At 48.9% G+C, this 26,397-nt stretch carries 18 protein-coding genes; 14 read left to right on the top strand and 4 right to left on the bottom strand.

All coding sequences use genetic code 11. The features are described from left to right. The first annotated feature begins 142 nt into the window (after window positions 1–142). Window positions 143–2,287, top strand: a complete 2,145-nt coding sequence (locus AC2CG4_RS05960) for an EAL domain-containing protein (RefSeq protein ID WP_484485376.1) — start codon at window positions 143–145, stop codon at window positions 2,285–2,287. A gap of 17 nt (window positions 2,288–2,304) precedes the next feature. On the opposite strand, the gene traF is transcribed toward AC2CG4_RS05960, so the two are convergent. Continuing rightward, window positions 2,305–3,657: a conjugal transfer protein TraF gene (gene traF, locus AC2CG4_RS05955; RefSeq protein WP_484485375.1), complete on the bottom strand. Its 1,353-nt coding sequence runs from the start codon at window positions 3,655–3,657 to the stop codon at window positions 2,305–2,307. Between the two features lie 276 nt (window positions 3,658–3,933). Between traF and AC2CG4_RS05950 the strand changes: the two genes are divergently transcribed. The 13 genes from AC2CG4_RS05950 to AC2CG4_RS05890 all read left to right on the top strand — a co-directional run bounded on the left by AC2CG4_RS05950 (window position 3,934) and on the right by AC2CG4_RS05890 (window position 23,058). After that, window positions 3,934–5,571 carry an N-acetylmuramoyl-L-alanine amidase gene (locus AC2CG4_RS05950; RefSeq protein ID WP_484485374.1) on the top strand — a complete coding sequence of 546 codons (1,638 nt, stop codon included), beginning with the start codon at window positions 3,934–3,936 and terminating at the stop codon, window positions 5,569–5,571. A gap of 23 nt (window positions 5,572–5,594) precedes the next feature. Next, window positions 5,595–7,478: a DNA mismatch repair endonuclease MutL gene (gene mutL, locus AC2CG4_RS05945; protein WP_484485373.1), complete on the top strand. Its 1,884-nt coding sequence runs from the start codon at window positions 5,595–5,597 to the stop codon at window positions 7,476–7,478. Between the two features lie 5 nt (window positions 7,479–7,483). Beyond that, window positions 7,484–8,500: a tRNA (adenosine(37)-N6)-dimethylallyltransferase MiaA gene (gene miaA / locus AC2CG4_RS05940; RefSeq protein ID WP_484485372.1), complete on the top strand. Its 1,017-nt coding sequence runs from the start codon at window positions 7,484–7,486 to the stop codon at window positions 8,498–8,500. A gap of 118 nt (window positions 8,501–8,618) precedes the next feature. Then, complete coding sequence (hfq, locus tag AC2CG4_RS05935; RefSeq protein WP_484485371.1) at window positions 8,619–8,885, top strand: RNA chaperone Hfq; 267 nt, start codon at window positions 8,619–8,621, stop codon at window positions 8,883–8,885. Between the two features lie 36 nt (window positions 8,886–8,921). Further along, window positions 8,922–10,256 (top strand): ribosome rescue GTPase HflX, encoded by a 1,335-nt coding sequence (hflX, locus tag AC2CG4_RS05930; RefSeq protein WP_484485370.1) that lies wholly within the window; start codon window positions 8,922–8,924, stop codon window positions 10,254–10,256. Window positions 10,257–10,306: 50 nt separating this feature from the next. Next, window positions 10,307–11,437, top strand: coding sequence for an FtsH protease activity modulator HflK (hflK, locus tag AC2CG4_RS05925; RefSeq protein WP_484485369.1), 1,131 nt, complete (start codon window positions 10,307–10,309; stop codon window positions 11,435–11,437). Continuing rightward, complete coding sequence (gene hflC / locus AC2CG4_RS05920; RefSeq protein ID WP_484485368.1) at window positions 11,437–12,312, top strand: protease modulator HflC; 876 nt, start codon at window positions 11,437–11,439, stop codon at window positions 12,310–12,312. Before hflK ends, hflC begins: the two co-directional genes overlap by 1 nt. 187 nt (window positions 12,313–12,499) lie before the next feature. Next, the gene (locus tag AC2CG4_RS05915; protein WP_484485367.1) at window positions 12,500–13,672 is read left to right on the top strand and encodes an ATP phosphoribosyltransferase regulatory subunit; all 1,173 of its coding nucleotides are present in this window, start codon (window positions 12,500–12,502) and stop codon (window positions 13,670–13,672) included. 47 nt (window positions 13,673–13,719) lie between these two features. Next, window positions 13,720–15,018: an adenylosuccinate synthase gene (locus AC2CG4_RS05910; protein ID WP_484485366.1), complete on the top strand. Its 1,299-nt coding sequence runs from the start codon at window positions 13,720–13,722 to the stop codon at window positions 15,016–15,018. A gap of 210 nt (window positions 15,019–15,228) precedes the next feature. Next, the gene (locus AC2CG4_RS05905; protein WP_484485365.1) at window positions 15,229–18,387 is read left to right on the top strand and encodes a TonB-dependent receptor; all 3,159 of its coding nucleotides are present in this window, start codon (window positions 15,229–15,231) and stop codon (window positions 18,385–18,387) included. Window positions 18,388–18,482: 95 nt separating this feature from the next. Beyond that, window positions 18,483–20,030, top strand: a complete 1,548-nt coding sequence (locus AC2CG4_RS05900; protein WP_484485364.1) for a tryptophan halogenase family protein — start codon at window positions 18,483–18,485, stop codon at window positions 20,028–20,030. Next, a complete protein-coding gene (locus AC2CG4_RS05895; RefSeq protein WP_484485363.1) occupies window positions 20,027–21,520 on the top strand; it encodes a tryptophan 7-halogenase in 1,494 nt (497 codons plus the stop codon). Before AC2CG4_RS05900 ends, AC2CG4_RS05895 begins: the two co-directional genes overlap by 4 nt. A 32-nt stretch (window positions 21,521–21,552) precedes the next feature. Then, complete coding sequence (locus AC2CG4_RS05890; RefSeq protein ID WP_484485704.1) at window positions 21,553–23,058, top strand: tryptophan halogenase family protein; 1,506 nt, start codon at window positions 21,553–21,555, stop codon at window positions 23,056–23,058. 86 nt (window positions 23,059–23,144) lie between these two features. Here the strand turns inward: AC2CG4_RS05890 and AC2CG4_RS05885 are convergent, their stop codons facing one another. From AC2CG4_RS05885 to manD, 3 genes are all read right to left on the bottom strand, one after another. After that, the gene (locus AC2CG4_RS05885) at window positions 23,145–23,792 is read right to left on the bottom strand and encodes a putative glycoside hydrolase (protein ID WP_484485362.1); all 648 of its coding nucleotides are present in this window, start codon (window positions 23,790–23,792) and stop codon (window positions 23,145–23,147) included. A gap of 194 nt (window positions 23,793–23,986) precedes the next feature. Further along, window positions 23,987–25,120 carry a glycoside hydrolase family 43 protein gene (locus AC2CG4_RS05880; RefSeq protein ID WP_484485361.1) on the bottom strand — a complete coding sequence of 378 codons (1,134 nt, stop codon included), beginning with the start codon at window positions 25,118–25,120 and terminating at the stop codon, window positions 23,987–23,989. 48 nt (window positions 25,121–25,168) lie between these two features. Further along, window positions 25,169–26,377, bottom strand: coding sequence for a D-mannonate dehydratase ManD (gene manD / locus AC2CG4_RS05875; RefSeq protein WP_484485360.1), 1,209 nt, complete (start codon window positions 26,375–26,377; stop codon window positions 25,169–25,171). Between the last annotated feature and the right edge of the window lie 20 nt (window positions 26,378–26,397).

The raw sequence follows: 26,397 nt of genomic DNA, 5'->3' as shown, positions 1-26,397 counted from the left end.
TAATTGATCTTTCGGCGAAGTAGTAATGGGTCGCCATTTTTTTGGGTGTTTAAGGATGTGCCTGAGTAATTTCTTTTCGGCGGGCAATTGCCAGCGATTGCTGGTGTGGTTGTGTTTTTTAGGCGTGTGTCTGCCGCGTTCCGTGTCCGCATATGAGCCGCCCGCGCAAATTTTATTTGGCGGGGATCTTGCCTATCCGCCGCTCGAGTGGCTGGAAAAAAATCAGATCAAAGGTTTTAACATCGAATTAGCGCGCGAAGTGGCGCGTATTGGCGGCAGTAAAGCAGTGCATCGCTTGGGGAATTGGCCTGATACCGTGCATGCATTGGAAACCGGGCATCTGGATGTGGTGCCTATGTATTACTCGCTGGAACGTTCGCGGCATTTTATTTTCACTCAAGCTTATCTTTACTCTTCGCATGCGATTTATGCGTTGCCCAGCGCGATGCGGGTTTCATCATTAGATGGCCTCATTGATAAAACTGTAGCACTGGAAGAAGAGTCTTTCGCCCATCAACAATTGCGTCATTTAACCAATAAACCTAACTTGGTGCTTACCTCCAATACGCTTACGGCGATAGAGGCGGTGTTGCAGGGTAAGGCGGATTACGCCGTGCTTGCCAGCTTGGCGGCTGAAAGTTTGTTGCGCCAGCACGAATGGAAGTTGGAGCGCATGGGCCCGCCGTTTTGGTCGCGTGGTTACGCATTTGCGGTCAATAAAAATAAACCAGAATTGGCCGAGTGGTTGCAGGATTCCTTGAGTGCCACCATCGCTAGCGGTCAGTATCAAGCGCTTTATCTAAAGTGGCAAAACGAATTGGAACCAGCGCAACGCGACAATCGCTGGCTGAGTTTTTTTTCTACTGGATTTGCCTTGTTGTTGGCTTTCCTTGCTCTTGGCGGGAGTTGGTATTGGAGCTTAAAACGCAAGGTTGAAATGCGCACTCACGAGTTGAGCGAGGCGCTGGTGCAACGCGAGAGCGCAGAGCAGGAGTTGCGCCGAGCTGCGCAGTTTGATGCACAGACCGGCTTGGCCAAGCTGCCTTATTTTATTGACCAGTTGGATGATTATTTTCACTCCCATCAGCAACCGGTCAAACAAGAAAAAGAAGTTCTGGTGCTTAAGCTGGTTGATCTGGATGTCATAGTGCGCACCTTTGGTTTTTCGCGGGGAGAAATGATCGTGAGCGCTTTGGCGAGTCATCTGCTCAAGTTGGAAGATGCTTTTTGTTCTTACTTGGGGCGCGGTGTATTTGCATTGTTTCTGAATAAAGGCAATGCCCTGACGCTGTTCGAACAGTTGGGTAGCGCTATGGCAGAGTCTGATCCGGGGTTGAACTCGCAATTTGTCGGCGGCTCTGCCTATTGGCCGCAGCATGGTCGCTCAGCGGGAAAGTTAATGCGTCATGCAGAGACCGCCTTGGCGATGAGCGAAGTGCGTCGTCGTCGCTGGCTGGCCTATGAAGCGGCGATGGAACCCAGCCGTGTCGATCTGGATATTATTTCCATTTTTATCGATGGCAATGTGCAAGGTATTTTTCCGGTATTCCAGCCGCAACTGGATTTGCGCTCTGGCAAAATTACCTCCGCTGAAGTGTTGGTGCGCTGGCAGCATCCACGTTTGGGCTTGGTGCCGCCCAACGTGTTTATTCCACTGCTGGAAAACTCCGGTTTGATCGAGCAGGTGACCGAGCAGATGATCGATGAGGCAGTGCGTGTAGCGGTTCTGTTGCGCAAGCGTTACTTGTCCTGCTGTATCAGTATTAATATCGCCGCCTACGATTTAATTGAAACCAATCTCGCGGAAATTGTGAGTCAGGCGCTGGTGCGCTATCAGGGGTTGCCCAGTGATATCAAATTGGAGCTGACCGAGACCTCGGTGGCATCCGATCCGCAGCGTGTACAACAAGTCTTGGGCGAGTTGAGTGAGCGAGGTATTTACGCCTCGGTCGATGATTTTGGTACGGGTTATTCATCGCTGTCGTATCTAAGTTTATTTCCAATTCGCGAATTAAAAATCGATCGTAGTTTTGTTGGCGATATGCTCGACAATCCGCGCAATCACAGCATAGTGCGCTCGACGATTTTAATGGCGCGGGAGCTGGGTTTGGTCACGGTGGCCGAAGGAGTCGAGGACGACCAAACCTTGCAGATGCTGAAAAAAGATGGCTGCGATATCGCTCAAGGCTATGTGATATCCCGTCCATTACCAGAAGCAGAATTTATTGAGTTTATGTGCGCCCATGCGGCGCAAACATTTGATATCAGTCAGTTTATGAAAGACTAGCTTGCGATGCTGGCAGGCTAAAACGTCCAGCCCAACTGCAAGCCGCCGCCGCGATAATTACCACCGCTGGCATAGGCGATATCCATCACAAAACGCCTCCACTGATAACCCACACCACCGCTGATTAAATTGTCGCGCAGGCCGGTTTTGTCTTGGCGATAACCGGCGCGCAGGGCAAGCGCATCAAACAGGACATATTCTGCGCCCACACTTAACTCCTGTGTGCCCGCTTCATTGGCCATGGGGGTGGCTTCGTGTAGATCGTAATCCACGCCCACACTGAAGGTCTCAGCCACATAACCCACACCGAGGCGCGCGCGCGAACTGAGTGTAACCTTGAGTTCAGGCGCTTCTTCTCCGGTGAGAGGATCTGGCGCTTGGGTGGTGGTGAAGCTCTTTTCAAACGCATCTTTAAGCGTAAGGCTAACGCGGTAGTGTTCTTTAATCGTGGCTGCTAAACCGAAGTCGGCATTGAGCGTGATATGGGTTGCTTGGGTGTCCGAAAATTTATCAACGCCTTCATCGGCAGAGCCCAGGCTGTCATTAAAGTCAGCGGTATCGCGGAAGGCATCGACTCGCATCAGCTTGGGGGTGATGCCGATAGCGAGGCCATAATCGCCCCACTCAAATTGTTTGGCCATCGCCATGCCCCATTCGCTAATGGCGAGCGCGCTGATATCGGCATTGGAGGTGAGGGTGCGGGTTGGGTCGATCAACTGGCCGTTGGTGTTGATCAGTTGCGGATATTCTGCGGCGACAGTGGCAGGGTCAACTCCGGCGGCGACTTTGTTCATGGACTCGATATAGTCCTTGAGCAGCGCGCTATCGGCTTCGCTGACATTGGCAAGGCCGCCGCCGATCAGGCGCGCACCAAAATAAAATGCCCCACCTTCGCGGTTGCTGGGCTCGCTGATGTTGAAACCAATAAAACTGTCGATATTTAACTCTTGGTTGGCTATATCATCCAGCGCATCACTGAGGTCCTGCGCTGAACTGGCGACTTGCCCGGCACTGTCGAGGCTGGGTGCAGCATTAAAGCGGTTAATTGCACCGCTGAGCTGGGTGTCCAGATCATCGTCAATGGCATTGATTGCCGCTTCCGTGGCGTCGGATACCTGCAGCACTATATTGGGCAAATAGACTCGGCCATCGCGACCTTCTTCCTCTTCTTTATCGTGAAATGCCAGCAGCGCCGGGTTGTAAAACGCCGCCTGTGCATGGCTGCCGATAGCAGTGGCGGAGCCGCCCATGGCGAGTGCGCGGGAATCGTAAATGCCATAACTGATCGCCATGCTGGGCATGCTTGCCAGTGTTAAGCCAAGAGCGGCAAACGAATAGGGCAACAAGTTGATACGGCTGGCTGATGGCATAAGTGAGCACCGGTAAGTTTTTTGTGGTGGTTATGATGCAGATACAGCAGTGAGTATAGTCGTGTCTGGTTCACAGAATCGGGGGAAAACTGTGCTGTTTTCCCAGGTTGGTAAGTGATCGCTTTGGCGATTGTGCTAGAGCGAAAACAGGGTTTTGCGGTAGAGTGCGAACTTGTGCGCACTTGCGTGCTCTTATTTGCAGCACCCGCGTAAGGGGATTTAGCCTTCACCCTCTAATTACAATCAGATTTGTTATTGAAGTTGATGAGATCGTCTATGGTTTGTTTTCGCTGGCTGAGTGCTATTTGCTGCTTGGGCGTATTATTGGTTGCTCAAGCTGCCCAGTCGGCTAACGTCAATGGTGTGCGTGTTTGGCGTGCTCCAGACCACACCCGCATAGTGTTGGACTTGGATGCTCCGGTGCAACACAGTCTCACCCTTGCCGGTAACCCCGACCGTATTATTCTCGATGTGCCCAACAGTAAGTTGCGCGGCGACTTGGCCAAGCTGCCGCTCGCCGACACCCCGGTGATGGTGATTCGCAGCTATGTGCACAACAAAACAGATTTGCGTTTAGTGCTGGATTTAAAAGCCAAGGTCGCACCCAACAGTTTTGCGCTCAAGGCGCACGCGGGCATGCACGACCGTTTGGTTATCGATTTGTACGATGAAGTCACGCCGGCAAATTCGACCACTGTTGCGACTACAGCGCCATCGCCGGCACCCGCCACCAAACCTGTCGCGGTGCAAGACAAGCCTGCGGTGAGTGCTCCTGCTCCCGCCCCTGTTACTACCGTTAGTGCCGATCTCAGTGGCAAGCGTTTTATTGTGATCGCAGTGGATGCCGGGCACGGCGGTGAAGACCCGGGTGCAATGGGGCCAAATCGTCTGCGCGAAAAAGAAGTTACCCTCGCGATCGCCAAAGAGTTGGTTGCTGCGATAAATGCGCAGCCGGGCTTTACCGGCAAGCTAACTCGCACTGGCGATTATTTTATCCCGCTTAAAAAACGCCGCGACTTGGCGCGCAACATGAAAGCGGATTTGTTTGTCTCCATCCACGCCGACGCCTTTACCAAAGCCAGTGCGCGCGGCGCTTCGGTATTTGCGCTTTCGCAAAATGGTGCGACGTCGGAAACCGCGCGGTTTTTAGCGCAGCGCGAAAATGAATCGGATTTGATTGGCGGTGTGGGCGATATCAGCCTCGGCGATAAAGATCAGGTGCTCGCTGGAGTGCTGGTAGATCTGTCGATGACCGCGACGCTCAATTCGAGTTTGCAAGTGGGACATCATGTACTGAATTCCATGGGTAGCATGGCGCATTTGCATAAACGCCATGTAGAGCAGGCGGGTTTTATGGTGCTTAAGTCGCCAGATGTTCCCTCCATTCTGGTCGAGACCGGTTTTATTTCCAATCCAGAAGAAGCGCGTAAGTTGGCGACTCCGGCTTATCGCAAACAAATGGCGCAATCGGTTTTTCACGGTATCAAACAGCATTTTTATCAGCATCCACCTGCGGGAACCTATGTGGCAGCACAATTGGAATCCGGCGCGCTGAAAGATTTTGAGCGGCAGCATACAGTTGCGCGGGGCGATAGTTTATCCGGCATTGCGGCGCGCTATGGCGTGTCTATGCAGAGTTTGATGCTGCACAACAATATGCGCGGTACCACGGTGAATTTAGGGCAGACATTAAAAATTCCCGCTGGCGGTGCTGCGCTTGCCAGCCGACCAGTCGCACGCCCGAGTTACACGCCGCCGCCAGCCGCGCCGCGCCAGCACAAAGTCGTAGCAGGAGATACTCTCTCCCGCATTGCCTCGCGCTATGGAGTGAGCATTGCCGCGATTCAGCGCCACAACAACATGAAAAACGCCACGGTAAAAATTGGTCAGACGATTAAGATTCCGACCTCCTGATATCTTCACGTGACTTGCATCCCATGAGAAAAATTAAATTACTCAGCCCCCGCCTCGCGAACCAAATCGCTGCAGGTGAAGTGGTGGAGCGGCCATCATCTGTTATTAAAGAGCTGTTAGAAAACTCGCTCGATGCGGGTGCAACGCGCTTGGAAATCGATGTGGAAGAGGGCGGAATTAAATTGATGCGCGTGCGCGATAACGGCGGCGGTATCGATAAAGACGATTTGCCGCTTGCACTCAGCCGCCACGCCACCAGCAAAATTTATGAATTAGATGACCTTGAAGCTGTGGCAACCTTGGGCTTTCGCGGTGAAGCCCTCGCGAGTATCAGCTCGGTCGCGCGTCTGGCCTTAATCAGCAGTACCAATGAAGACAGTGCCGGCTGGCAAGTGGTCGCCGAAGGGCGTGATATGGAAACCCAATTGTCGCCGGCGCCCCATCCGCGCGGCACTACGGTTGAAGTGCGCGATCTGTTTTTTAATACCCCCGCACGCCGCAAATTTTTGCGCACCGATAAAACCGAATACACCCATCTTGAAGATGTTGTAAAACGCTTGGCGCTCTCGCGCTTTGATGTCGCATTTAATTTGCGCCACAACAACCGCGCGATTTATTCCTGGCGCGCGGGCGATTCGCAATTGGAGCAGGAGCGCCGCGTGGCGCAAGTCTGTGGCCCAGCGTTTATGGAAAACGCGGTGCATATCGATATTGAACGCGGTTCTTTGCGCCTGTGGGGCTGGGTTGCGCTGCCGACTTTTTCCCGCAGTCAGGCCGACCTGCAACACTTTTTTGTCAATGGCCGCGCGATTCGCGACAAGCTGGTCAGCCACGCAGTGCGTCAGGCCTATCAGGATGTTTTATATCACGGCCGTCATCCCGCATTTGTGTTGTATCTGGAATTGGATCCATCGACGGTGGATGTGAATGTGCATCCCACCAAACACGAAGTGCGCTTTCGCGATAATCGCAGCGTGCACGATTTTATTTATTCAAGTTTGCATCACGCCCTTGCCAAAGTACGTCCGGAAGATACGCTGGCCAAACGCGAGCTGAGTGAAGGTGCTGATGAAACTCCCGGTGTAAATCCGTTTGCGCTTTCATCGGCGCGCCCCATTCAAGGTCTTGCCGCTGGTGAATTTAAGGGCCAGGAGACGATGGGTTTTCGCGCTGCATCGGCAAGCAATAACTACCCGGCGAGTTATCAACCTGCAGCGATTTCTCCTGCTGATGTGCGGGAACAGATGGGCGCTTATGGTGAACTGCATCGCCCTGCAAACACGGCGGCAACCTATAGTTTGCCCGAGACGGCTGACGAAGAAATCCCACCGTTGGGATATGCCATCGCGCAACTCAAAGGCATTTATATTCTGGCGGAAAATGCGCAGGGTTTAATTGTGGTGGATATGCACGCGGCGCACGAGCGCATCACCTACGAGCGCATGAAAGAATCCTTTGCCTGCGGCGGCATTCAAACCCAACCGCTGTTGGTGCCAGAGAGTATTGCGGTCAGTGAAAAAGAAGCTGATTGCGCCGATAATTTTTGCGAGATTTTTAGATCGCTCGGGTTTGAATTGCAGCGCGCCGGGCCCGAGACTTTATTGATCCGCCAACTGCCGGTGATTTTAAATCGCGCAAAAGTAGAGCAGTTGGTGCGCGATGTTTTATCCGACTTGATCGAACACGGCAGCAGTGAGCGCATTCAACATCACATCAATGAAATTCTCGGCACTATGGCCTGCCACGGCTCAGTGCGCGCCAATCGCAAACTAACCATTCCCGAAATGAATGGCTTGCTGCGCGATATGGAAGCGACCGAGCGCAGCGGCCAATGCAATCATGGCCGCCCCACATGGCTGCTGCAATCGCTCGATGAGCTCGACAAAATGTTTATGCGTGGGCAGTAGCAAAGATGGGCAGTAATGATATGAATGGCTCTGCGCAAAAATTACCGGTGATTTTTTTAATGGGGCCAACCGCCTCCGGCAAAACCGATCTCGCTATTGCGCTGCGCCAGCATCTGCCGGTGGAATTGATCAGTGTGGATTCGGCATTGGTTTATCGCGGTATGGATGTGGGTTCGGCCAAGCCTTCTGCACAAGAACAAGCGCTTGCGCCGCATCGCCTGATTGATATTCGCGATCCCGCTGAGCCTTATTCGGTGGCAGATTTTTTAGCGGATGCTGAACGTGAAGTTCAAGCTATTCATGCGCAGGGAAAAATTCCGCTGCTCGTGGGTGGAACCATGCTCTATTTTCGCGCGTTACTCGATGGTTTGGCGGAAATGCCAGCGGCGGATGTTGAAGTCCGCGCACAGATTGAGCGTGAAGCGGAGGAGTTGGGTTGGCCGCATATTCACGCACAGCTCGCACAGGTTGATCCGCAGACTGCGGCGGATATTCACCCCAATCACTCGCAGCGAGTGAGCCGCGCGTTGGAAGTGTATCGCGTGAGTGGTAAAACCATGGCGCAGCTGCGACAAGCGCAACATCAGTCATCATCAGCGCCATCATTTTGCGAGCGATACAATGTTTGCCAGCTTGCGATAGCGCCACGTGATCGCGCCATCCTGCATCAGCGTATTGCTACACGGTTTGAAAAAATGCTCGGCAGCGGTTTAGTTGATGAGGTGAAATGTTTGCATGCGCGTGGGGATTTGCATCCGGATTTGCCTGCAATTCGCGCGGTGGGTTATCGCCAAGTGTGGGATTATCTCGATGGTCGTTTGGATTACAGTGAGATGACAGAGCGCGGAATTATCGCCACGCGACAATTAGCTAAACGACAATTCACTTGGTTACGCGGCTGGTCGACAACACCAAATAGTGAACTACACTGGATATACACTGAGAATGAGCAGGGAATTTCACTCACAAAGGAAGAAATTGTGCGTTGCGCCTTGAATTTTATAGGCCTCGCAGCCATATAATGCCTACGTGAGAACCCTTGTCAGATTTTCATGCTTTCTTCCACCTCCTCCTTACTCGATGTACTAGGTGTTTTGGGTGGGTAATTACTATAATTTTTATTGTCCCTAGGAGATAAACATGTCAAAAGGGCATAGCTTACAAGACCCTTACCTGAACGTTCTGCGCAAAGAGCGTGTGCCTGTATCCATTTACTTGGTAAATGGTATTAAGTTACAAGGCCAGGTCGAGTCATTTGATCAGTTTGTCGTGCTGTTGAAAAACACTGTAAGCCAAATGGTTTACAAGCATGCAATCTCCACTGTAGTTCCATCGCGCGCAGTACGCGTACCTCTGCTGAACGAAGCAGATGGTGTCGAAGGCGAAGAAGACGAGCAGGCCGAGTAATTTATCAAATCATTGATACAACCTCGAGGTCGCTAATTGTTTTTTGATCGCCCTGAATCGGGTGAACTGGCGGTGCTGGTTCACCTGAATTTATCTCACGGCCAAGACGCCGAAGATCCCCGTGAATTTGAAGAGCTGGTATTGTCCGCAGGTGGCGATCCGGTTGCCTTTCTTACCGGCGGTTCCCGCATTACTCCCACCGCTAAATTTCTCATCAGCACCGGTAAGCTACAAGAGCTGGCCGATTTGGTTGCTGATCATAGCGCCGAGCTAGTGATTTTTAATCACACCTTGACGCCCAGCCAAGAGCGCAACTTAGAGCAAGTGCTTCAGTGCCGCGTGCTTGATCGCACTGGTTTAATTCTGGATATTTTTGCCCAGCGCGCACGTACCTTTGAAGGTAAATTGCAGGTGGAATTAGCGCAGTTGCGCCATACCGCCACGCGTTTGATTCGCGGCTGGACGCACCTTGAGCGGCAAAAAGGTGGTATTGGTTTGCGTGGCCCCGGTGAAACCCAGCTTGAGACCGACCGGCGTTTACTGCGCAATCGTATTAGCATGATTGAACGGCGGTTGGAAAAAGTGCGTTCCCAGCGTGATCAAGGGCGTCGCTCTCGTCAGCGTGCAGCGATTCCGACTGTATCCTTGGTGGGTTATACCAATGCCGGTAAATCAACATTATTTAATCGTCTTACCGGATCAGATGTGTATGCGGTAGATAAGCTGTTCGCCACTCTCGACCCTACAATGCGCCGAATCGAACTATCGGATATAGGTGCCGTTGTCATGGCGGATACTGTGGGTTTTATCAGTCATCTTCCGCATAAATTAGTTGAAGCGTTTCGCGCGACATTAGAAGAGGCGAGTAACTCAACTTTACTCTTGCATGTGATAGATTCCGCAGCGGAAGAGCGCATGCGCAATACCGAGCAAGTGGAGTTGGTGCTGGAAGAGATTGGCGCAGCCGATTTGCCCCAACTTCGCGTGTATAACAAAATAGATTTGCTTGCCGAAGCTGAGCCACAGATAGATCGCGATGCAACCGGCAAACCTGTTGCGGTATGGCTTTCTGCGCAAGCTGATCTAGGTTGCGAGTTGCTGGCGCAAGCGATTTCTGAACTGCTTGGCAAAGAAGTGGTAAATGGTTGTTTGGTGTTAGCGCCCACACAAGGGCGTTTGCGCGCTATGCTCTACACCCAACAGGCGGTAGTGGCGGAGCATTACCGTGATGATGGCGCCAGTCTGTTACAGATTCGTGTGCCCAAAAGTGATTTATTACGAATTCTCAGTGCCGCTTCTTTGGTGTATGAGGATTTGATTTGGGATGAACAAAGTTTACCAGAGCCCGATGATTTATCCCGGGAGTTGTAAATTCGTGATTCATCCCCAACACAGCTTTACTTTCTATCTGGAGAAAAACTATGGCCTGGAATGAACCGGGAAAAGATAAGGATCCTTGGGGTGGGCGCGACAGCGGCAAGAATAACGATGGCCCGCCGGATCTTGATGAGGCATTTAAAAAACTGCAAGACAAGCTAAACGGTATGTTTGGTGGCGGCTCAGGTGGTGGAAGATCATCTGGTGGTGCTAGCTTTGGGCCTTTATTTGCGATTGGTGCCGTTATTATCGCTTTGTTTTATGTTGGCGCCGGGGTTTATCAAGTCGATGCTAAAGAGCGCGCTGTGGTGCTTAAGTTTGGCGCTTTTTCTGAAATCAAAACGGAAGGTTTGAACTGGAATGCGCCTCTAATCACCGAGGTGGTTATCGTCAACGTCACCGGCGAGCGTCAGTATCCGTCTCGTGGTTTGATGCTGACTGAAGACGAAAGCATTGTTGAGCTGCCGATCTCGGTGCAGTACAACGTCTCTGATGTCAGGGCATTTGTATTGAATGTACGCGACCCGGAAACCAGTCTGCGTCATGCAACCGACTCAGCGGTGCGGCACGTAATAGGCTCCAGTGAATTGAATCAGGTGTTATCGGAAGGGCGTCAGAAGATCGCAGAAGAAGTGAAGCTGCGTTTGCAGGCTTATCTTGATGCTTATGCCGCTGGGATTCAGGTGAATACAGTGAACATTCAGGACGCTCGCCCACCCGAAGAGGTTCGCTCTGCGTTCGATGATGTAATACGGGCAAAAGAAGATGAGGCGCGCTTTAAAAATCAAGCGCAAGCCTATGCCAATGGCATTATCCCCGAGGCTCGCGGTCGCGCGCAGCGGATGATCGAAGAGGCTGAAGCCTATCGCGCCGAAGTAGTCGCGCGTGCAGAAGGTGAATCAGATCGCTTTGAGAGTCTCCTTACCGAGTACAAACGTGCTCCGGAAGTGACGCGTCAGCGCCTATATCTTGAAACAATGGAAACGGTGATGGCGAGCTCATCCAAGGTAATGGTGGATGTGGCGGGTGGAAACAATATGCTCTATTTGCCGTTAGATCGTATGGGTAATCGTCAACAGGCGAGCGAGCCTCAAGTTCGACCTGAGAATTTTAATAGTCGCACGGCGCAGCCGACTGATGCGACTAAGCCCCTTCTTCGTCGGGAGATGCGCTAATGTCCAGTAAAGGTATTTTTTCCATTGTGGTTATATTGATCGCATTGGTGGTCGGATCGAATTCGATGTATGTGGTGACTGAATATCAGCGCGCCGTCGTATTGCAGTTTGGTCGCTTGGTTAAGGCGGATGTTCCACCTGGCTTGCACTTTAAGCTGCCGTTTGCAGAAAAAGTGCGCAAGTTTGATGGGCGTTTATTGACTGCCGATATGGCTACCGAGAGTTTCTTTACCGTAGAGAATAAACGCATCATGGTGGACTCGTTTATCAAATGGCAGGTGAGCGATGTAGAAACTTACTACAAAGCCACTGGTGGTGATGAGATGATCGCTGAAAACCGCTTGTCACAGCGTGTAGCAGATGGTTTGCGTAACCAGTTTGGTCGCCGCACCTTGCACGATGTGGTGTCGGGTAAACGCGACGAGTTAATGAGTGAGATCACTGCCAGTATTAATGTTGATGCGGTAAAATTGCTTGGCATTGAGGTGAAGGATATCAGGGTAAAGCGTATCGATTTCCCTGCTGAGGCCAGTCAGTCAGTGTTTGCGCGGATGGCGGCGGATCGTGAAAAAGAAGCGCGTGAATATCGCTCTCAGGGTAAGGAGCAGGCTGAAGTGATTGGGGCGGATGCGGACCGTCAGGTTTCTGTGCTTGAGGCAAATGCTTATCGCGACGCAGAGCGTATTCGCGGTGAAGGTGATGCCAAGGCCGCCGCGATTTTTGCTAGTGCCTACAATAAGGATCCTGAATTCTATAGTTTTGTGCGCAGTCTTAATGCTTATCGTCTGAGTTTTAGCGGCAAAGATGATTTGATGGTAGTTGACCCCAAAAGCGACTTTTTCCGCTACCTGAAAGACCCCAAAGGCAAAAACTAAGTCTTGGTTTTTCAGCAAATCGCCCGCTCCGCGGGCGATTTGGTTTTGGGGGGATTAACTTGTTGTAATTGACCTACAATTCCCCCGCCAAACAGTGTTAAAATGCCGCAACCGAGCCAGCCGCTCGGTTTTTTTATGTGTGCTTACCTGATTCGCATTTAACCCTGCATTTAACCTAGAGTCGCTTATGACCTACGCTGATCGTTGGCTATTACCGGACGGAGTGGAGGAAATTCTTCCCGCCGAGGCCAAAGCCATAGATAGTTTGCGTCGCCGCCTGCTGGATTTATACAGCACTTGGGGCTACGACATGGTGATCCCGCCGCTGCTGGAATATACCGATTCATTGCTTATCGGTTTGGGGCGCGATGTCGATTTACTCACATTTAAAGTCACCGATCAGTTAAGTGGCCGCACCTTGGGTATTCGCGCCGACATCACGCCGCAAACGGCGCGTATGGATGCCCACAGTTTTAATCACACCGGTGCTAATCGCCTGTGTTATGCCGGCCATGTAGTTCATACCCGGCCTAAAAATCCGCTAGCAACTCGCACACCTATTCAAGCCGGGCTTGAGTTTTACGGTGAGCCGGGTGTGGTAGCGGATATCGAAGTAGTTTCACTCTTATTAGAGTCTTTGCAGGTGGCGGGTTTGCCGCGCTTGCATATCGATTTGGGCCATGTCGGAATTTATCGTGCGATTGCGGCAGATGCCGGTTTGAGCAAAATCCAGGAAGATACTTTTTTTGAGTTGTTGCAGCGTAAAGCGACAACAGAGATTCGCGCTTGGGTTGCTGCCAATATTACTGAAGCTGCCAAAGCCGAGTTGTTTTTAGTGCTGCCAACCTTGGCAGGCGATAAAACAGTCTTACATAAAGCACGCGAATTATTTAATGGCGTAAAGGCTGCGCAGGTTGCGGTCGATCAGTTGGATGAGGTTGCGCGTATTATCGAGCAGCGCTATCCCGCTGCCGAATTGTATTTCGATTTGGGCGAGCTGCGCGGTTATCACTATTTAACCGGTTTGGTTTTTGCCGCGTTTGCACCTGGCTATGGCAATCCTATCGCTAGCGGTGGTCGTTACGATCATATTGGCGAGGTGTTTGGGCGCGCTCGTCCTGCCACAGGTTTTGCGGTCGATATCACCGCTATCAGTAAATTGGGTTTGCTCACTAAAGTTGGTGTTCCTGCCATTGCCGTGATTGAAACGGGTGATGCGCAACAGTGGCAAATGATTCAAGCCCTGCGTCAGCAAGGTCAGCGGGTTATCGCAGTCAATCATGGCGCTAATCTTGCCGAGTTGGGTTGTGATCGCCAATTACTGTTATTTGATGGCCACTACCAGGTCGTAGCACTTTAAATTCGTCTATTTTCTTTTTTTATTCAGCACAGAGAGTTAAACCAGTCATGGGCAAGAACGTCGTGGTATTAGGCACCCAATGGGGTGACGAAGGTAAAGGCAAGATCGTGGACTTGTTGACCGATCAGGTCTCCCTGGTGACGCGTTTCCAAGGCGGCCACAATGCCGGTCACACCTTGGTGATCGATGGCAAAAAGACTGTACTTCACTTGATTCCCTCTGGCATTTTGCGCGAAGGCGTTACCTGTCTGATTGGTAATGGTGTGGTCTTATCGCCTGAAGCTTTACTAAAAGAAATCAAAGGGTTGGAAGATACCGGCGTTTCAGTGCGTAAAAATTTGCGTCTGTCGCCTGCTTGCCCGCTGATCCTGCCGTATCACGTTGCCTTGGATCAGGCGCGTGAACTGGCGCGTGGCGATGCCAAAATCGGCACTACTGGCCGTGGTATTGGCCCAGCCTACGAAGACAAGGTTGCGCGTCGTGGTTTGCGCTTGGGTGATCTGGTTAATTTGAATAGCTTTGCTATTAAGCTCAAAGAAATTCTCAGCTACCACAACTTTGTACTGACTAATTATTTCAAAGTAGAGGCAGTTGATTTTGATAAGGTGATGGCAGACTGCAAGCTTTGGGCTGAGCAATTATTGCCGATGATGGCTGATGTAACTGAGTTTCTTCACACTGCGCGTGAGAATGGTGAAAGTATTCTATTCGAAGGTGCGCAAGGTTCACTGCTGGACATCGATCATGGCACCTATCCCTTTGTGACCTCGTCCAATACCACTGCTGGTGGTACTGCCACGGGTTCAGGTTTTGGTCCGCTTTATCTCGATTATGTTCTCGGTATCACCAAAGCCTATACCACCCGTGTTGGTTCAGGTCCGTTTCCTACTGAGTTGGGTTGTGAGATTGGTGAGTATTTGGGCAAAAAAGGCCATGAGTTTGGCGCCACCACCGGGCGCAAGCGTCGTTGTGGTTGGTTTGATGCGGTAGCTGTTCGTCATGCCAATCGCATCAACAGTGTTACGGGTATTTGCCTTACCAAACTTGATGTGCTCGATGGTTTGGAAACCGTGAAAATTTGTATTGGTTATCAAGATGCCAAAGGCAATCCTATCGTTGGTATGCCTTACGATGCGGATGGTTGGGCTGGCATCAAGCCAATCTATGAAGAAATGCCTGGTTGGACCGAATCTACCGTGGGCGCTCAAGCCTTGGCCGAATTGCCTGCTAACGCCCGCGCCTATATTAGTCGTTTAGAGGTGCTGATTAAGGCGCCAATTGACATAGTTTCCACTGGTCCCGATCGGGTTGAAACTATAGTCCTGCGTCATCCATTTTTGGCGTAAGAATCATTGTTTGCATCGTTTTAAGGCCCACTCATCGCAGTGGGCTTTTTTATTTGCGAAACCATTGATCACAGATAATTGATATATAGCATCTCAATTGATAGCGCTGTCAATTTGCGAAATAATCAATCAAAAATGTGCCTTTTTGGCTTATGGTCATATGGACATAAATGCGGTTTGCAGGGTAGGATGTGATTATCTTGTTGTTTTTTGTCTACATCAACGCAAGATGATTTGACTAATGAGGCTCTTGATACAAACTCAATAAGTCCTTATTGCCTGACAGGGCATGCGAGACACGATAAAAATCACCTGATCATAATATTAAACAAGGGGTTGGCTATGGTTTTCCATAAGAATCAAAAAGATCCACAACAAGCTACTAAGTTCAAGAAATCTATGTTGGCTGTCTGCATTATGGCGATGGGCGCACCATCCTTCGCGCAAGATGCGCCAGCTAATAGCAGTGCCACTGAAGAGGTTTTGGTTACCGGTGTGCGTGCAAGCTTGCAAAACGCACAAGATATAAAACGTGAGTCATCGACTGTTGTTGATGCTATTTCTGCATCTGACATTGGTTCATTGCCTGATAAAAGTGTTCTCGAATCACTGCAGCGTGTACCTGGCGTTTCTATCGAGCGTTTTGCTGGTAGAAATGACCCTGACCACTTTTCTATCGAAGGTAGCGGTGTGACTCTTCGTGGTCTACCGCAAACTCGCAGTGAATTTAATGGTCGCGACTCTTTTTCGGCTAACAGCGGTCGCGGCCTTAGCTTTCAAGATGTTCCGCCAGAGTTAATGGCGAAGGTTGAAGTCTTTAAAAGTCAAAGCGCTAAAATGATTGAAGGCGGAATTTCCGGCACAATTAATCTGAATACCCGTAAGCCGTTCGACTCTTCGGATCGTCAGTTAGCATTTAGCGCTGCAGCCAACTATGCCGACTTGTCTGAAGAGACAAAGCCAAGCATCTCAGGTTTGTTCAGTGATCGATGGGATACCGATGCAGGGGAGTTTGGTTTCTTGATTAGTTTGGCTACCTCTGAGTTAACTAGTCGCACTGATGGGGTTGCTTATGGACAGGTTGGTAATAACATTGATGGCAATGGAGAGTTAACAGCAGAAGAGAGATTTCAAAACACCAATGTTATGGTAGATGGTCAAACGATCACACGTTTTGCTCCGATCAATGGTCGTATTACCTCGGCAATTCAGGAGCGCGAGCGTAATGGCGGATCTTTGGTAGGGCAATGGCGTAATCCTGATGATACATTGCTTGCTACAGTTGAATATGTCTACTCTGATTCTGGCCGCAATTGGTTAGAGCACAACATAGAGTCAGACGATAAAATTGGCACTTATTCCAATCTCTCAGCCAATGGGCTTTATGTGACTAAGGGTGAAGTCAACAATGTTGACTCCTACACCACCACTTCACGCTTTTCAGATACCAATTCTAAGGTTGAAGACTTCTCGTTCCGTCTTGAGTTCACTCCCTCAGATGAATTGAAGTTGATTGGTGATGTGCAATATGTGAAAGCATCCACAGATTCTATCGACATGAGCATTCAGACGGGGGTGCGTGCCAACACGGAATTCGATTTCACATCTGATCGCCCTACGGTATTCATGACCTCACCTGATGCAGGTGTGAGCTCGGAGGAGTTTTTTACTGATCCCGCCAACTACTATTGGCGTTCAGCAATGGATCACCTTGAGGACAGCGAAGGCGATGAGTTTGCAATCAAGCTAGATGCTGAATATCAAGTTGATAACGGCTGGCTGCAATCCGTTGAAGCTGGTGTTCGTTTTTCAGAGCGTGAGCAAGACGTAAAATGGTCGCAATACAATTGGGGTAACCTCTCTGAAAACTGGGCGGGTGATGGCAGAAAGTATTTCTCTGGCTTGCAAGACAATACTCCGTGGGATGGTAATAGCAAAAATGGTGTTCCCTACACTGGTAATATCGCTTTTGATCAGTACTCTTATGCGGGGGGGCATTTCCGCAAAGGTAATAAGAGTGGCGTAGAGGGCGGTAATTTCTTGGCAGCAGCTGAAAGCTTAGTGACAAACTACGATAACTTCGTTGCTGCTACCAGACCCTTTGGTTATCAGCCGGCTGGTTATAGAGATACTGCTTACAATGGCGGGCTTTACACATTAGCGGAACTTACTAACACTACTGAGACCAATCAGGCTGCCTATGTGCAGTTAAACTTCGCGGATAGTGAAGAGCGTCTGACTGGTAATGTGGGTGTGCGGATAGTTAAGGTTGAGACAGAGTCAGTTGGAGGAAACGCATTCCCTGAAGTCTGGGATGCTAACTTAGCTGACGCGATTGCTGACTGTGTTAGTTGCGATACTGCGAAATTGGCAGAAGATCAGAGGTTCAGTAATGGTGCTTTAGATATAGGTACAGTGAATGGATCATTTACCAAAACATTGCCTAGTCTCAACTTGCGCTACTTGGTAACTGACGATGTGCAGGCACGTTTTGCTGTGTCTAAAGCAATTTCTTTTGCGGATATTGGTAATCTACGTAATTATACTTCTGTGAGTGCACAACCAACGTTGACTCGTCCTACAGAAGATGCAGCACCAACAAACGTAACCTTTGAATACCGTGGTAGTGGTGGCAACCCTAATCTTAAACCGATGGAATCTACTAATTATGACGCGGCGGTTGAGTGGTATTTTGCGGATGCAGGCTCTGTGTTTACTGGTGTTTTCTATAAAGACATGAGTAACTTCTTTGCTAACGAGGCTGTAAATACTACTATTACAAACAATGGCGTGACTCGCACTGTATTGATGGATTTACCAGTTAACAAAAGCGTAAATGCATCTATAGCCGGTTTTGAAGCAGGCTATCAGCAATTCTACGATATGCTGCCAGCACCATTTGATGGTTTGGGTTTGCAATTGAACTTAACTCTGTTGGATGTTAGCGGCACTTCACCTAATAGCAACATTGACCCCGCAAACCCACCGGGTAGCGCTGATGCTGGTTTTACTCCTACTTATACTGATTTGCCGCTGCAGGGTATGTCGGAAACTACCTATAACATCGTTGGTATGTACGAAAAAGACGACTTATCTGTTCGCTTAGCTTATAACTGGCGTTCAGATTATTTGTTAACTACCCGTGATGTTATTACTAAGTTGCCAATTTATGCTCAGGCAGCCGGTCAGTTAGATGGTTCGATTTTCTATACCATTAATGACAACTTCAAAATTGGTTTGGAAGGCTCAAACTTGATGGATGAGGTTACTTGGACCAAAATGCAGGTTAATCAAGAAGGTTCAGTGGTTCCTCGTAACTACTTTATCAATGATCGTCGTTTCTCAATTGTCTTGAAGGGTCAGTTCTAATTCAGGATTGTTGATGTTGAGAGCTAAGGATGCACACGGCATTATTGCCGTGTGCATTTTTTTTGCTTATAACAATTCTTTAGTGGGGTTAGTCCATGCAGGAAGAACAAATAAAACAAATTGTAATTATTGGTGGAGGAACATCTGGTTGGATGACAGCGGCTGCGCTTGCTCACTTTCTCAAAAATAAAGGCTACGCTATTACATTAATTGAATCTGAGGTTATTGGGACTGTCGGCGTGGGCGAAGCAACGCTGCCGCATTTGCGCTTTTTTAACCAAACCCTTGGGATTGATGAAGCTGAGTTTATGGCGGCAACAAATGCAACCTATAAAATGGGCATTGAATTTTCTAATTGGGGCAAGATGGGTGATGCATATATTCACCCATTTGGTGAGTATGGCCGGGAAATCAATGGCGTTGCATTTCATCATTACTGGCTAAGGCAGCATTTTCAGGGGTTGGGTAAGGCGATCGATTATTATTCGCTTCCTGTTGTTGCAGCAGCACAACAAAAATTTATGTTCCCCATGAGTGATGAGAGGTCAGTTTTTTCGACCTACTCTTACGCTTTCCATATAGATGCCGGTATGTATGCATCCTACCTAAGAAAATACAGTGAAAACCTTGGGGTCGTCCGTGAAGAAGGAAAAGTGGTTGCAGTTAATCAGCGCGATAATGGCGAAATTAGCTCGGTGCAGCTTGAAACTGGAGAGGTAATCGGTGGCGACTTCTTCATTGATTGTTCTGGCTTTCGCGGAGTTCTCATAGAGCAGACACTTAAAACAGGCTATGAAAACTGGAGCCATTGGTTGCCGTGCAATAGAGCTGTTGCTGCGCCTTCCGAGTTGGACGGGGCGCTATTACCCTACACGAAAGCAATTGCGCAAGTTGCTGGATGGCGTTGGCGGATTCCGCTCCGTCATCGCACGGGTAATGGTCATGTATATTGCAGTGAATTTATAACTGATCAAGACGCCTGCGATACCTTGGTGAGTAATATCGATGGAAAGTTGATTGCCGACCCTAAGTTTTTACAATTTACGACTGGAAAACGAAAAAAAGCGTGGAATAAAAACTGCGTTGCAATTGGTTTGTCGGGTGGATTTCTCGAGCCGCTTGAATCGACAAGTATCTATCTGATTCAAATTGCAATAATGAAGTTGATAGAGTTCTTTCCAGACAAAAAATTTGATTTAGCCGGAGTCGATGAGTTTAACCGTTTAATGGATATGGAGTATTTACGAGTCAGGGACTTTCTAATCCTTCACTATCATGCGACCCAGCGTAATGATGCTCCTTTTTGGGATTATTGCCGAAACATGTCTATTCCCGATGAGCTTGCTCATAAAATGGCGCTTTTTCGCGAGCGTGGGCATGTGGTTGAATATCAGGGGGGATTATTTCTGGAGCCTAGTTGGGTTGCTGTATATCTCGGGCAGGGAGTGGTGCCGAGTGCTTATGATCCGCGCGTTAATTGGATGACTAATTCACAGTTGGAAAAAACCATGATAGAAATAGAAGCGCTTATTGATCGCGCTGCGATGCAAATGCCTGCGCATCACGTATTTCTAGAGCAGCATCAAGCTGAAGCAAATGGGCGTCCGAGGGCGTTAATGAGTTTGTACGGGGGGCGTCAATGACCTCAAATCGACTTGTTATTTATGGCGGAGGCGTGAGTGCTTGGGTTACTGCTGCCGCGCTTACAAATGCATATACCGTAGATGCTCTGAAAGTTGTGCTTGTTAACCCTGGCGTTAATATGAAAGAGCCTTCGATCGCAGACTCGGGGTTTACTTCTTTGCGCCGGTTTCATGCCAGTATGCGGATGTCTGAGCGGGAGCTTATGGGGCAAACATCAGCCACGTTCAAGCTCGGAACACTATATAAAAACTGGTCCAAGTTGGGTCAAAACTTCATGCATGGTTTTAGTAGTTACGGCAGCATGCTTGATGGTGTTGATTTTCATCAATATGCAATTTTGTTACATCAATGCGGTGATACAACGGCTTTTGATGCGTACTCTTTAGCCGCGCAAGCTGCCGCAGCAAAAAAGTTTGGCTTTCTCAATAAAGACTTAGTTGAGCAGGGTTTTAACTTAGATTACTCCTTGCATGTTGATCTTTCGCAATATAGCCAGTTGATGCAAACATGTGCTGTGAGAAAACACTTGGAAGTGATTTGCGGCCAATTGGATCATTTAAATCTTGATGCCGATGATAATATTAAAGCGCTAGTGCTGACTTCTGGCGAAGTAGTTAGTGGAGATTTCTTTTTTGATTGTAGTGGCAGTGATTCGGTTTTAGTGCGGCAGTTGCCAGGCGATAAGTTTTTAAAATGGGATAAAGAATTGCCCGTTAATAAGCAGATCGATCTTGTAGGCGGTGCAGCCAAGTCAGGGTTGTGTACTGAGTTGTCACTGTGTCGCGGGGGCTGGCTAAAATCGATTCCATTGAAAGATAAAACGTTGTACTCGCTAACCTATAGCAACGAGTATGAGTCTGATGAAGCGGCAGTGGCCGCAGCAATAAATTTTGCTGGCATTAAGCTTTCGGAGCCTGTGCAGCCATCGAATATTGTGCCTGGCAGAAGGGAAAAATTTTGGGTGAAAAACTGCCTTGCAATAGGCGCCGCTGCGGGTAATTTTACCGAGCTTACCTTTTCTTATTTACATCATGTACAAAGTGGTGTTTTACGCTTTATTGATTTGTATTCCGCTGCAGGTGTGAATGATTTTTCTACGCAACAATATAATCAGTTGACATCCGATGAATATGATCGAGTGCTGGATTATCAGCAGCTCAATTTATTGTTAGGTGCCGCCGAATCTTCTGGGTTTTGGTCTTGCATTAGCAAAATTCCGCGCACCGCTGAGCTACAGCGAAAACTTAGCTTATTTAAAGAGCGAGGCAAGTTAGCGTTCGAAGAATACGAAACTTGGATGCCTGGCGCATGGGTGTCGTTGTTATTGGGGAATGACTATTGGCCTGAAAAGCACGATATCCTATTAAATGGCTGCAATTTGGAATTGGTTGTTAAGCGTTTGGGTCAAATGCGCATGGTGAATTCAAATCTGGCTGCCCAGCTTTCTGATGAAGATGAGATTTTAGGTAAGTACGCAATACTTAAGTAACTACCCTTACTCCGGATTTCAGTGTGGATATTATGAGTGATAATAAAATTAAAAAAATAGTCATTGCCGGTGGTGGTACAGCGGGCTGGATGACTGCCTCGGCGCTTAGTAAGGTGCTGGGATGTACTAATTATGATGTGCATCTAGTCGAGTCGGAAGAGATTGGAACTATTGGTGTGGGGGAGGCAACAATTCCTCATATCCAAAAATTTAATCAAATTCTGGAAATTGACGAAAATGAATTCATGAAAAAAACTCAGGCAACATTTAAGTTGGGGATTGAGTTCATTAACTGGAAAAAAATAGGTCAGAGTTATATCCACCCATTTGGTTCTTATGGTGAAGACATAAATGCGTTTCCATTTCATCAGTACTGGCTAAAACTAAAAAGTAACGGATTAGCCTCGAGTTTGGAAAGTTACTCTATTGCCACCATGGCGGCGCGGCACAAAAAGTTTACTCGACCGCTCAATATCAATGGTTCACCTCTGTCTGATTTTGGTTATGCATTTCAGTTCGATGCGGGCCGTTATGCGCAATTTTTGCGAGGTTATGCAGAGGCTCGTGGCGTTGTTCGTACAGAAGGCAAAATTTCTTCGGTTGAGCTATGTGAAAATAGTGGTTATATAAAATCATTGTCTCTTGTGGGTGGTGCTGTCATAGAAGGCGATTTCTTTATCGACTGCACTGGAATTCGTGCTCTGTTAATTGAAGGCGCGCTCAAAACCGGGTTTGAAGATTGGTCGCATTGGCTTCCTTGCAATAGTGCGGTGGCTGCCCCTTGTGAGAAAATTGAAGAGCCAATTCCTTACACTCGCGCCACTGCGCACACAGCTGGGTGGCAATGGCGTATACCGTTACAGCATAGAACTGGAAACGGGCATGTGTATGCAAGTCAGTACATGAGCGACGATGAGGCAACAGGAGTACTGTTAAAAAACTTGGATGGCGCCGTCATCGCTGACCCTCGTGTGATTCGCTTTAAAACGGGTCGTCGCGTGAAGTTTTGGAATAAAAATTGTGTTGCAATCGGCCTTTCCAGCGGATTTTTGGAGCCGTTGGAATCTACGAGCATCCATTTGATTCAGACAGCAATTTCCAAGTTGATTAATTTGTTTCCATCGCGGCGTTTTATGGAAGACGGTGCAGAGCTATATAACAAAAATACGGTTTTTGAGTATGAGCGAATTCGTGATTTTTTAATTTTGCATTACAAGGCTACTGAACGCACAGATTCTGATTTTTGGAACTATTGTCGCAGCATGGAAATACCTGAATATTTGCGCGAGAAAATCAAACTTTATGTTTCCACTGGACGAATTTATCGAGAAAACGAGGAGTTATTTAGCACTCCGAGTTGGCTTGCCGTTTTTGAGGGGCAGGGGATTCAAGCGGAAGAGTACCATCCGGCAGTAGATTCAATGCCTTTGGCTGAGCTGGCGGAAAGGTTCAAGGCGTATGAGCAGGTCATCAATAAGTGTATTGATTTTATGCCTACACACACACGATATATAGCGGATAACTGTAAGGCGGAATAATTTTAATACATCCCCCTAATAGCTGACTCAATTGGGGGGGGAGGGGCGCATTCAGAAAAACTGATATGCGCCTTTTCTGTCTGTACTTATTCGTTGGCAGCGCAGCCCTTGTCGCCATCCGGCAATTTTTCTATCCGGATATTAGTAATACTTACAGTAAACTTTCCCTCTGTTCCAATGCTAAACGGGCCAACAATTTTGCTTAGGTCAAAATTGTCGCTCTGAAAGCAATTTAGTGGAAGTGGCAGAGAAAACCATTCACCCTTGGGCATAGTTTTGATCATTTTATTGATGCTCAGTTCGGCGCGGCAAGGGTAGCCGCAGTCCAGTCCGATTTTTACGTCCTTATCTGGTTTAACATCGACACGCATATCAATAGTTAATGATGCAGCGTCTTTAAACTTGGATAAATCAATTGCATTGCCATAGAGCCCCAAGTTCCCTTGCATTTTTTTGCGCGACCAAGTTATTTGAATGGCATCGCCTTTCGCTTTAAAGTCGGTCGGGGCTACAGCCACTTTGCTACTTGCTGATTTTCCCTCGCGCCCTTGCAAACTTGTGCTCCAATTGCTGGGATCGCCAAGTGAAATACTACGGCCAATTAACTCGCCTTTGACCAAATAAAAATAATTAGGATTAAGCGTGTTTTGCGCCTGACTAGTGAGTGGCGATAGGAGGCAAACAAGAGCAAGTGAGGGTAATGTTTTTAGCAGTTTGATGAGAAGATTGCGCATGGAATTAGTCTCGTGTGAGTAATTATTATTAGGGCTATTTGCCATTGATAAGACATTTGCTGGCGTTCAAATAATATTCACCTAGTATGACAAAAGTCAATTTTTGTGTTTTGACTTTCAAATAATAAAAACCCCGCCCGATTTAATCGGGCGGGGTTCCGGGTTGTTGCATTAGTGCATTAGTGCATTAGGCGTTAGTCGAGATAGGCATCAATGGTGTTAATGGTGCCATCGTCATTGTGAACAAGCTCAGTCACTTTCACATTGCGCAGATGAGTTTGGCCGCCGGACAGCTGAGAATCGTGGTAGAACAAATACCATTTGTCGTTGTGCTTCACGATTGAGTGATGGTTGGTCCAGCCTAAAACTGGTGCTAACACCATGCCTTTGTAAGTGAAGGGGCCGTAGGGGGTGTCGCCAATCGCGTAGGCGATAAAGTGGGTGTCGCCGGTGGAGTAAGACAAATAATATTTTCCGTTAAATTTATGCACCCAGGCGGCTTCAAAAAAGCGGCGATTGGTGTCGGTGCCCAACAGCGGAACACCGCCGCCGTCAATGATTTGCACATCTTTGGGTGTTTCGGCAAATTGCAGCAAGTCGTCGCTCATACGGGCGATTTTCGGGCTGTAGGCGGGTTCATTACTTGCTGGATATTTATCTTCTTCAACATAGCTGCCGCTGGCCCAGCGCTGTAATTGCCCGCCCCAAATACCGCCGAAGTACATGTAGTAGGCGCCGTCATCGTCTTTAAATACGGCTGGGTCGATACTGAAGCTGCCTTTGATTGGTTCTGGTTCGGCTTTGAATGGGCCGGTAGGCGAGTCGCTGGTGGCGACGCCGATCTGGAAAATCTGCTCTTTGTTTTTAGCAGGGAAAAATAAATAGTATTTGCCGTCTTTTTCCGCAGCATCTGGCGCCCAAAGTTGACGGCTGGCCCAGGGTACATCTTCCAGTTTCAGCGCTACATCGTGCAGGGTCGCGGGACCATCGGCGCTATCCATAGAGAGCACGCGATAATCATTCATATCGAATTTATCGCCATCTCCTTCAGAGGTGGTGCCAGTATCTATGTCGTGTGAGGGATATATATAAATTTTGCCGTTAAACACATGGGCAGATGGATCGGCGGTGTAAATCTCGCTGATGAGTGGTTGACCGATAAATTGCGCTGGATCTGCTGGTGTTGGTGCAGGCGCTGCGGCAGCAACTGAAGCGGCAGCCGAGGACGCTACTTCCGCGCTGGCTTCCGGTGCATTTTTATCCTGACAGCCTGTGATGAGCAAGCTGCCAGCGATGAGGCTAGACATCAGGAATTGTTGTGTTCTCATAATTATTGTCTCGTTGTGGATAGTGTATTGCTGTTTGCCACCGCAATCTTACCAATGCCAGAGCGTTCCGTCTTCCAACCGATTCACAGGTAGGCAGGCGCGCTTGTAGGGATACTTGGCGGCAAGCTTTTCATCTATGTCTACGCCGTGCCCCGGCACTTCGCCCGGGGTAAAAAAGCCGCGCTCAAATTGATAGGCGTGGGGAAACACTTCATCCATCTGCGCGCTGTGCGCCATATGCTCCTGAATGCCAAAGTTCGGCACCCAGTAATCAAAATGTAGCGCAGCGCCCATGCACACGGGCGATAAATCCGTTGCGCCATGAAAGCCGGTGCGCACATTAAACAGGCTGGCGTAGTCGGCGATGCGGCGCACATGAGTGATGCCACCGGCGTGAACAATTGTAGTCCGTATGTAATCGATCAGTTGATTTTGGATTAGCTCGCGGCAGTCGTGAATGGAGTTAAACACTTCGCCCACAGCCAGCGGAGTGGTGGTGTGTTGGCGAATAATTTTAAACGCTTCCTGATGCTCGGCGGGCACCGCATCTTCCATCCAAAACAGGTGATAGGGCTCCAGTTCTTTGCCTAGGCGCGCGGCCTCAATTGGCGTTAAACGGTGATGCACGTCGTGCAGCAGGTGAATATCGCGGCCAAATTCTTTGCGCACAGCGGCAAATACTTCGGGAATAAAATTCAAATATTTTTCGGTGGACCAGACTTCGGTCGAGGGCAAATCGGCGTCGGCCGGTTCATAACTCTTATCGCCTTTGGCAACACCATAGGTTTTTTCGATGCCGGGAATGCCGCACTGCACGCGAATTGCCTGATAGCCTTTTTCTTTGGCTTTGCGCACGGCGTCCAGGGTCGAGTCCAAATCTTTACCGTTGGCGTGTGTATAAGTGAGGATACGCTCGCGGCTTTTGCCACCGAGCAATTGATATAGCGGCATATTCGCCAATTTGGCTTTTATGTCCCAGAGTGCGACATCAATCGCAGCCAACGCGGTCATGCCCACTGGCCCGCGACGCCAATAGGCGCCGCGATAAAAAAATTGCCAGATATCTTCGATTTGCTGCGGGTCGCGGCCAATTAATGCGGGGATTAAATAATCCTCCAAATAAGAGACCACGCTTTTTTCGCGGCCATTGAGTGTTGCATCGCCGATGCCGTACACGCCCTGATCAGTAGTAATTTTCAGTGTGACAAAATTTCTGCCGGGGCAGGTGACAATCACTTTCGCATCAATAATTTTCATTCAATGGCTTCTCTACTGCT

This window comes from Cellvibrio sp. ATLC23 (assembly GCF_057196725.1).
Note: the sequence above shows the minus strand (reverse complement) of the source record. Positions and strands in the feature narration are given on the sequence as shown.

Bases quoted from the DNA above. Each gene is read 5' to 3' on its own strand.
- traF (WP_484485375.1), bottom strand. From the start codon at position 3,657: ATGCCATCAGCCAGCCGTATCAACTTGTTGCCCTATTCGTTTGCCGCT.
- AC2CG4_RS05950 (WP_484485374.1), top strand. From the start codon at position 3,934: ATGGTTTGTTTTCGCTGGCTGAGTGCTATTTGCTGCTTGGGCGTATTA.
- mutL (WP_484485373.1), top strand. From the start codon at position 5,595: ATGAGAAAAATTAAATTACTCAGCCCCCGCCTCGCGAACCAAATCGCT.
- miaA (WP_484485372.1), top strand. From the start codon at position 7,484: ATGGGCAGTAATGATATGAATGGCTCTGCGCAAAAATTACCGGTGATT.
- hfq (WP_484485371.1), top strand. From the start codon at position 8,619: ATGTCAAAAGGGCATAGCTTACAAGACCCTTACCTGAACGTTCTGCGC.
- hflK (WP_484485369.1), top strand. From the start codon at position 10,307: ATGGCCTGGAATGAACCGGGAAAAGATAAGGATCCTTGGGGTGGGCGC.
- hflC (WP_484485368.1), top strand. From the start codon at position 11,437: ATGTCCAGTAAAGGTATTTTTTCCATTGTGGTTATATTGATCGCATTG.
- AC2CG4_RS05915 (WP_484485367.1), top strand. From the start codon at position 12,500: ATGACCTACGCTGATCGTTGGCTATTACCGGACGGAGTGGAGGAAATT.
- AC2CG4_RS05910 (WP_484485366.1), top strand. From the start codon at position 13,720: ATGGGCAAGAACGTCGTGGTATTAGGCACCCAATGGGGTGACGAAGGT.
- AC2CG4_RS05900 (WP_484485364.1), top strand. From the start codon at position 18,483: ATGCAGGAAGAACAAATAAAACAAATTGTAATTATTGGTGGAGGAACA.
- AC2CG4_RS05895 (WP_484485363.1), top strand. From the start codon at position 20,027: ATGACCTCAAATCGACTTGTTATTTATGGCGGAGGCGTGAGTGCTTGG.
- AC2CG4_RS05890 (WP_484485704.1), top strand. From the start codon at position 21,553: ATGAGTGATAATAAAATTAAAAAAATAGTCATTGCCGGTGGTGGTACA.
- AC2CG4_RS05885 (WP_484485362.1), bottom strand. From the start codon at position 23,792: ATGCGCAATCTTCTCATCAAACTGCTAAAAACATTACCCTCACTTGCT.
- AC2CG4_RS05880 (WP_484485361.1), bottom strand. From the start codon at position 25,120: ATGAGAACACAACAATTCCTGATGTCTAGCCTCATCGCTGGCAGCTTG.
- manD (WP_484485360.1), bottom strand. From the start codon at position 26,377: ATGAAAATTATTGATGCGAAAGTGATTGTCACCTGCCCCGGCAGAAAT.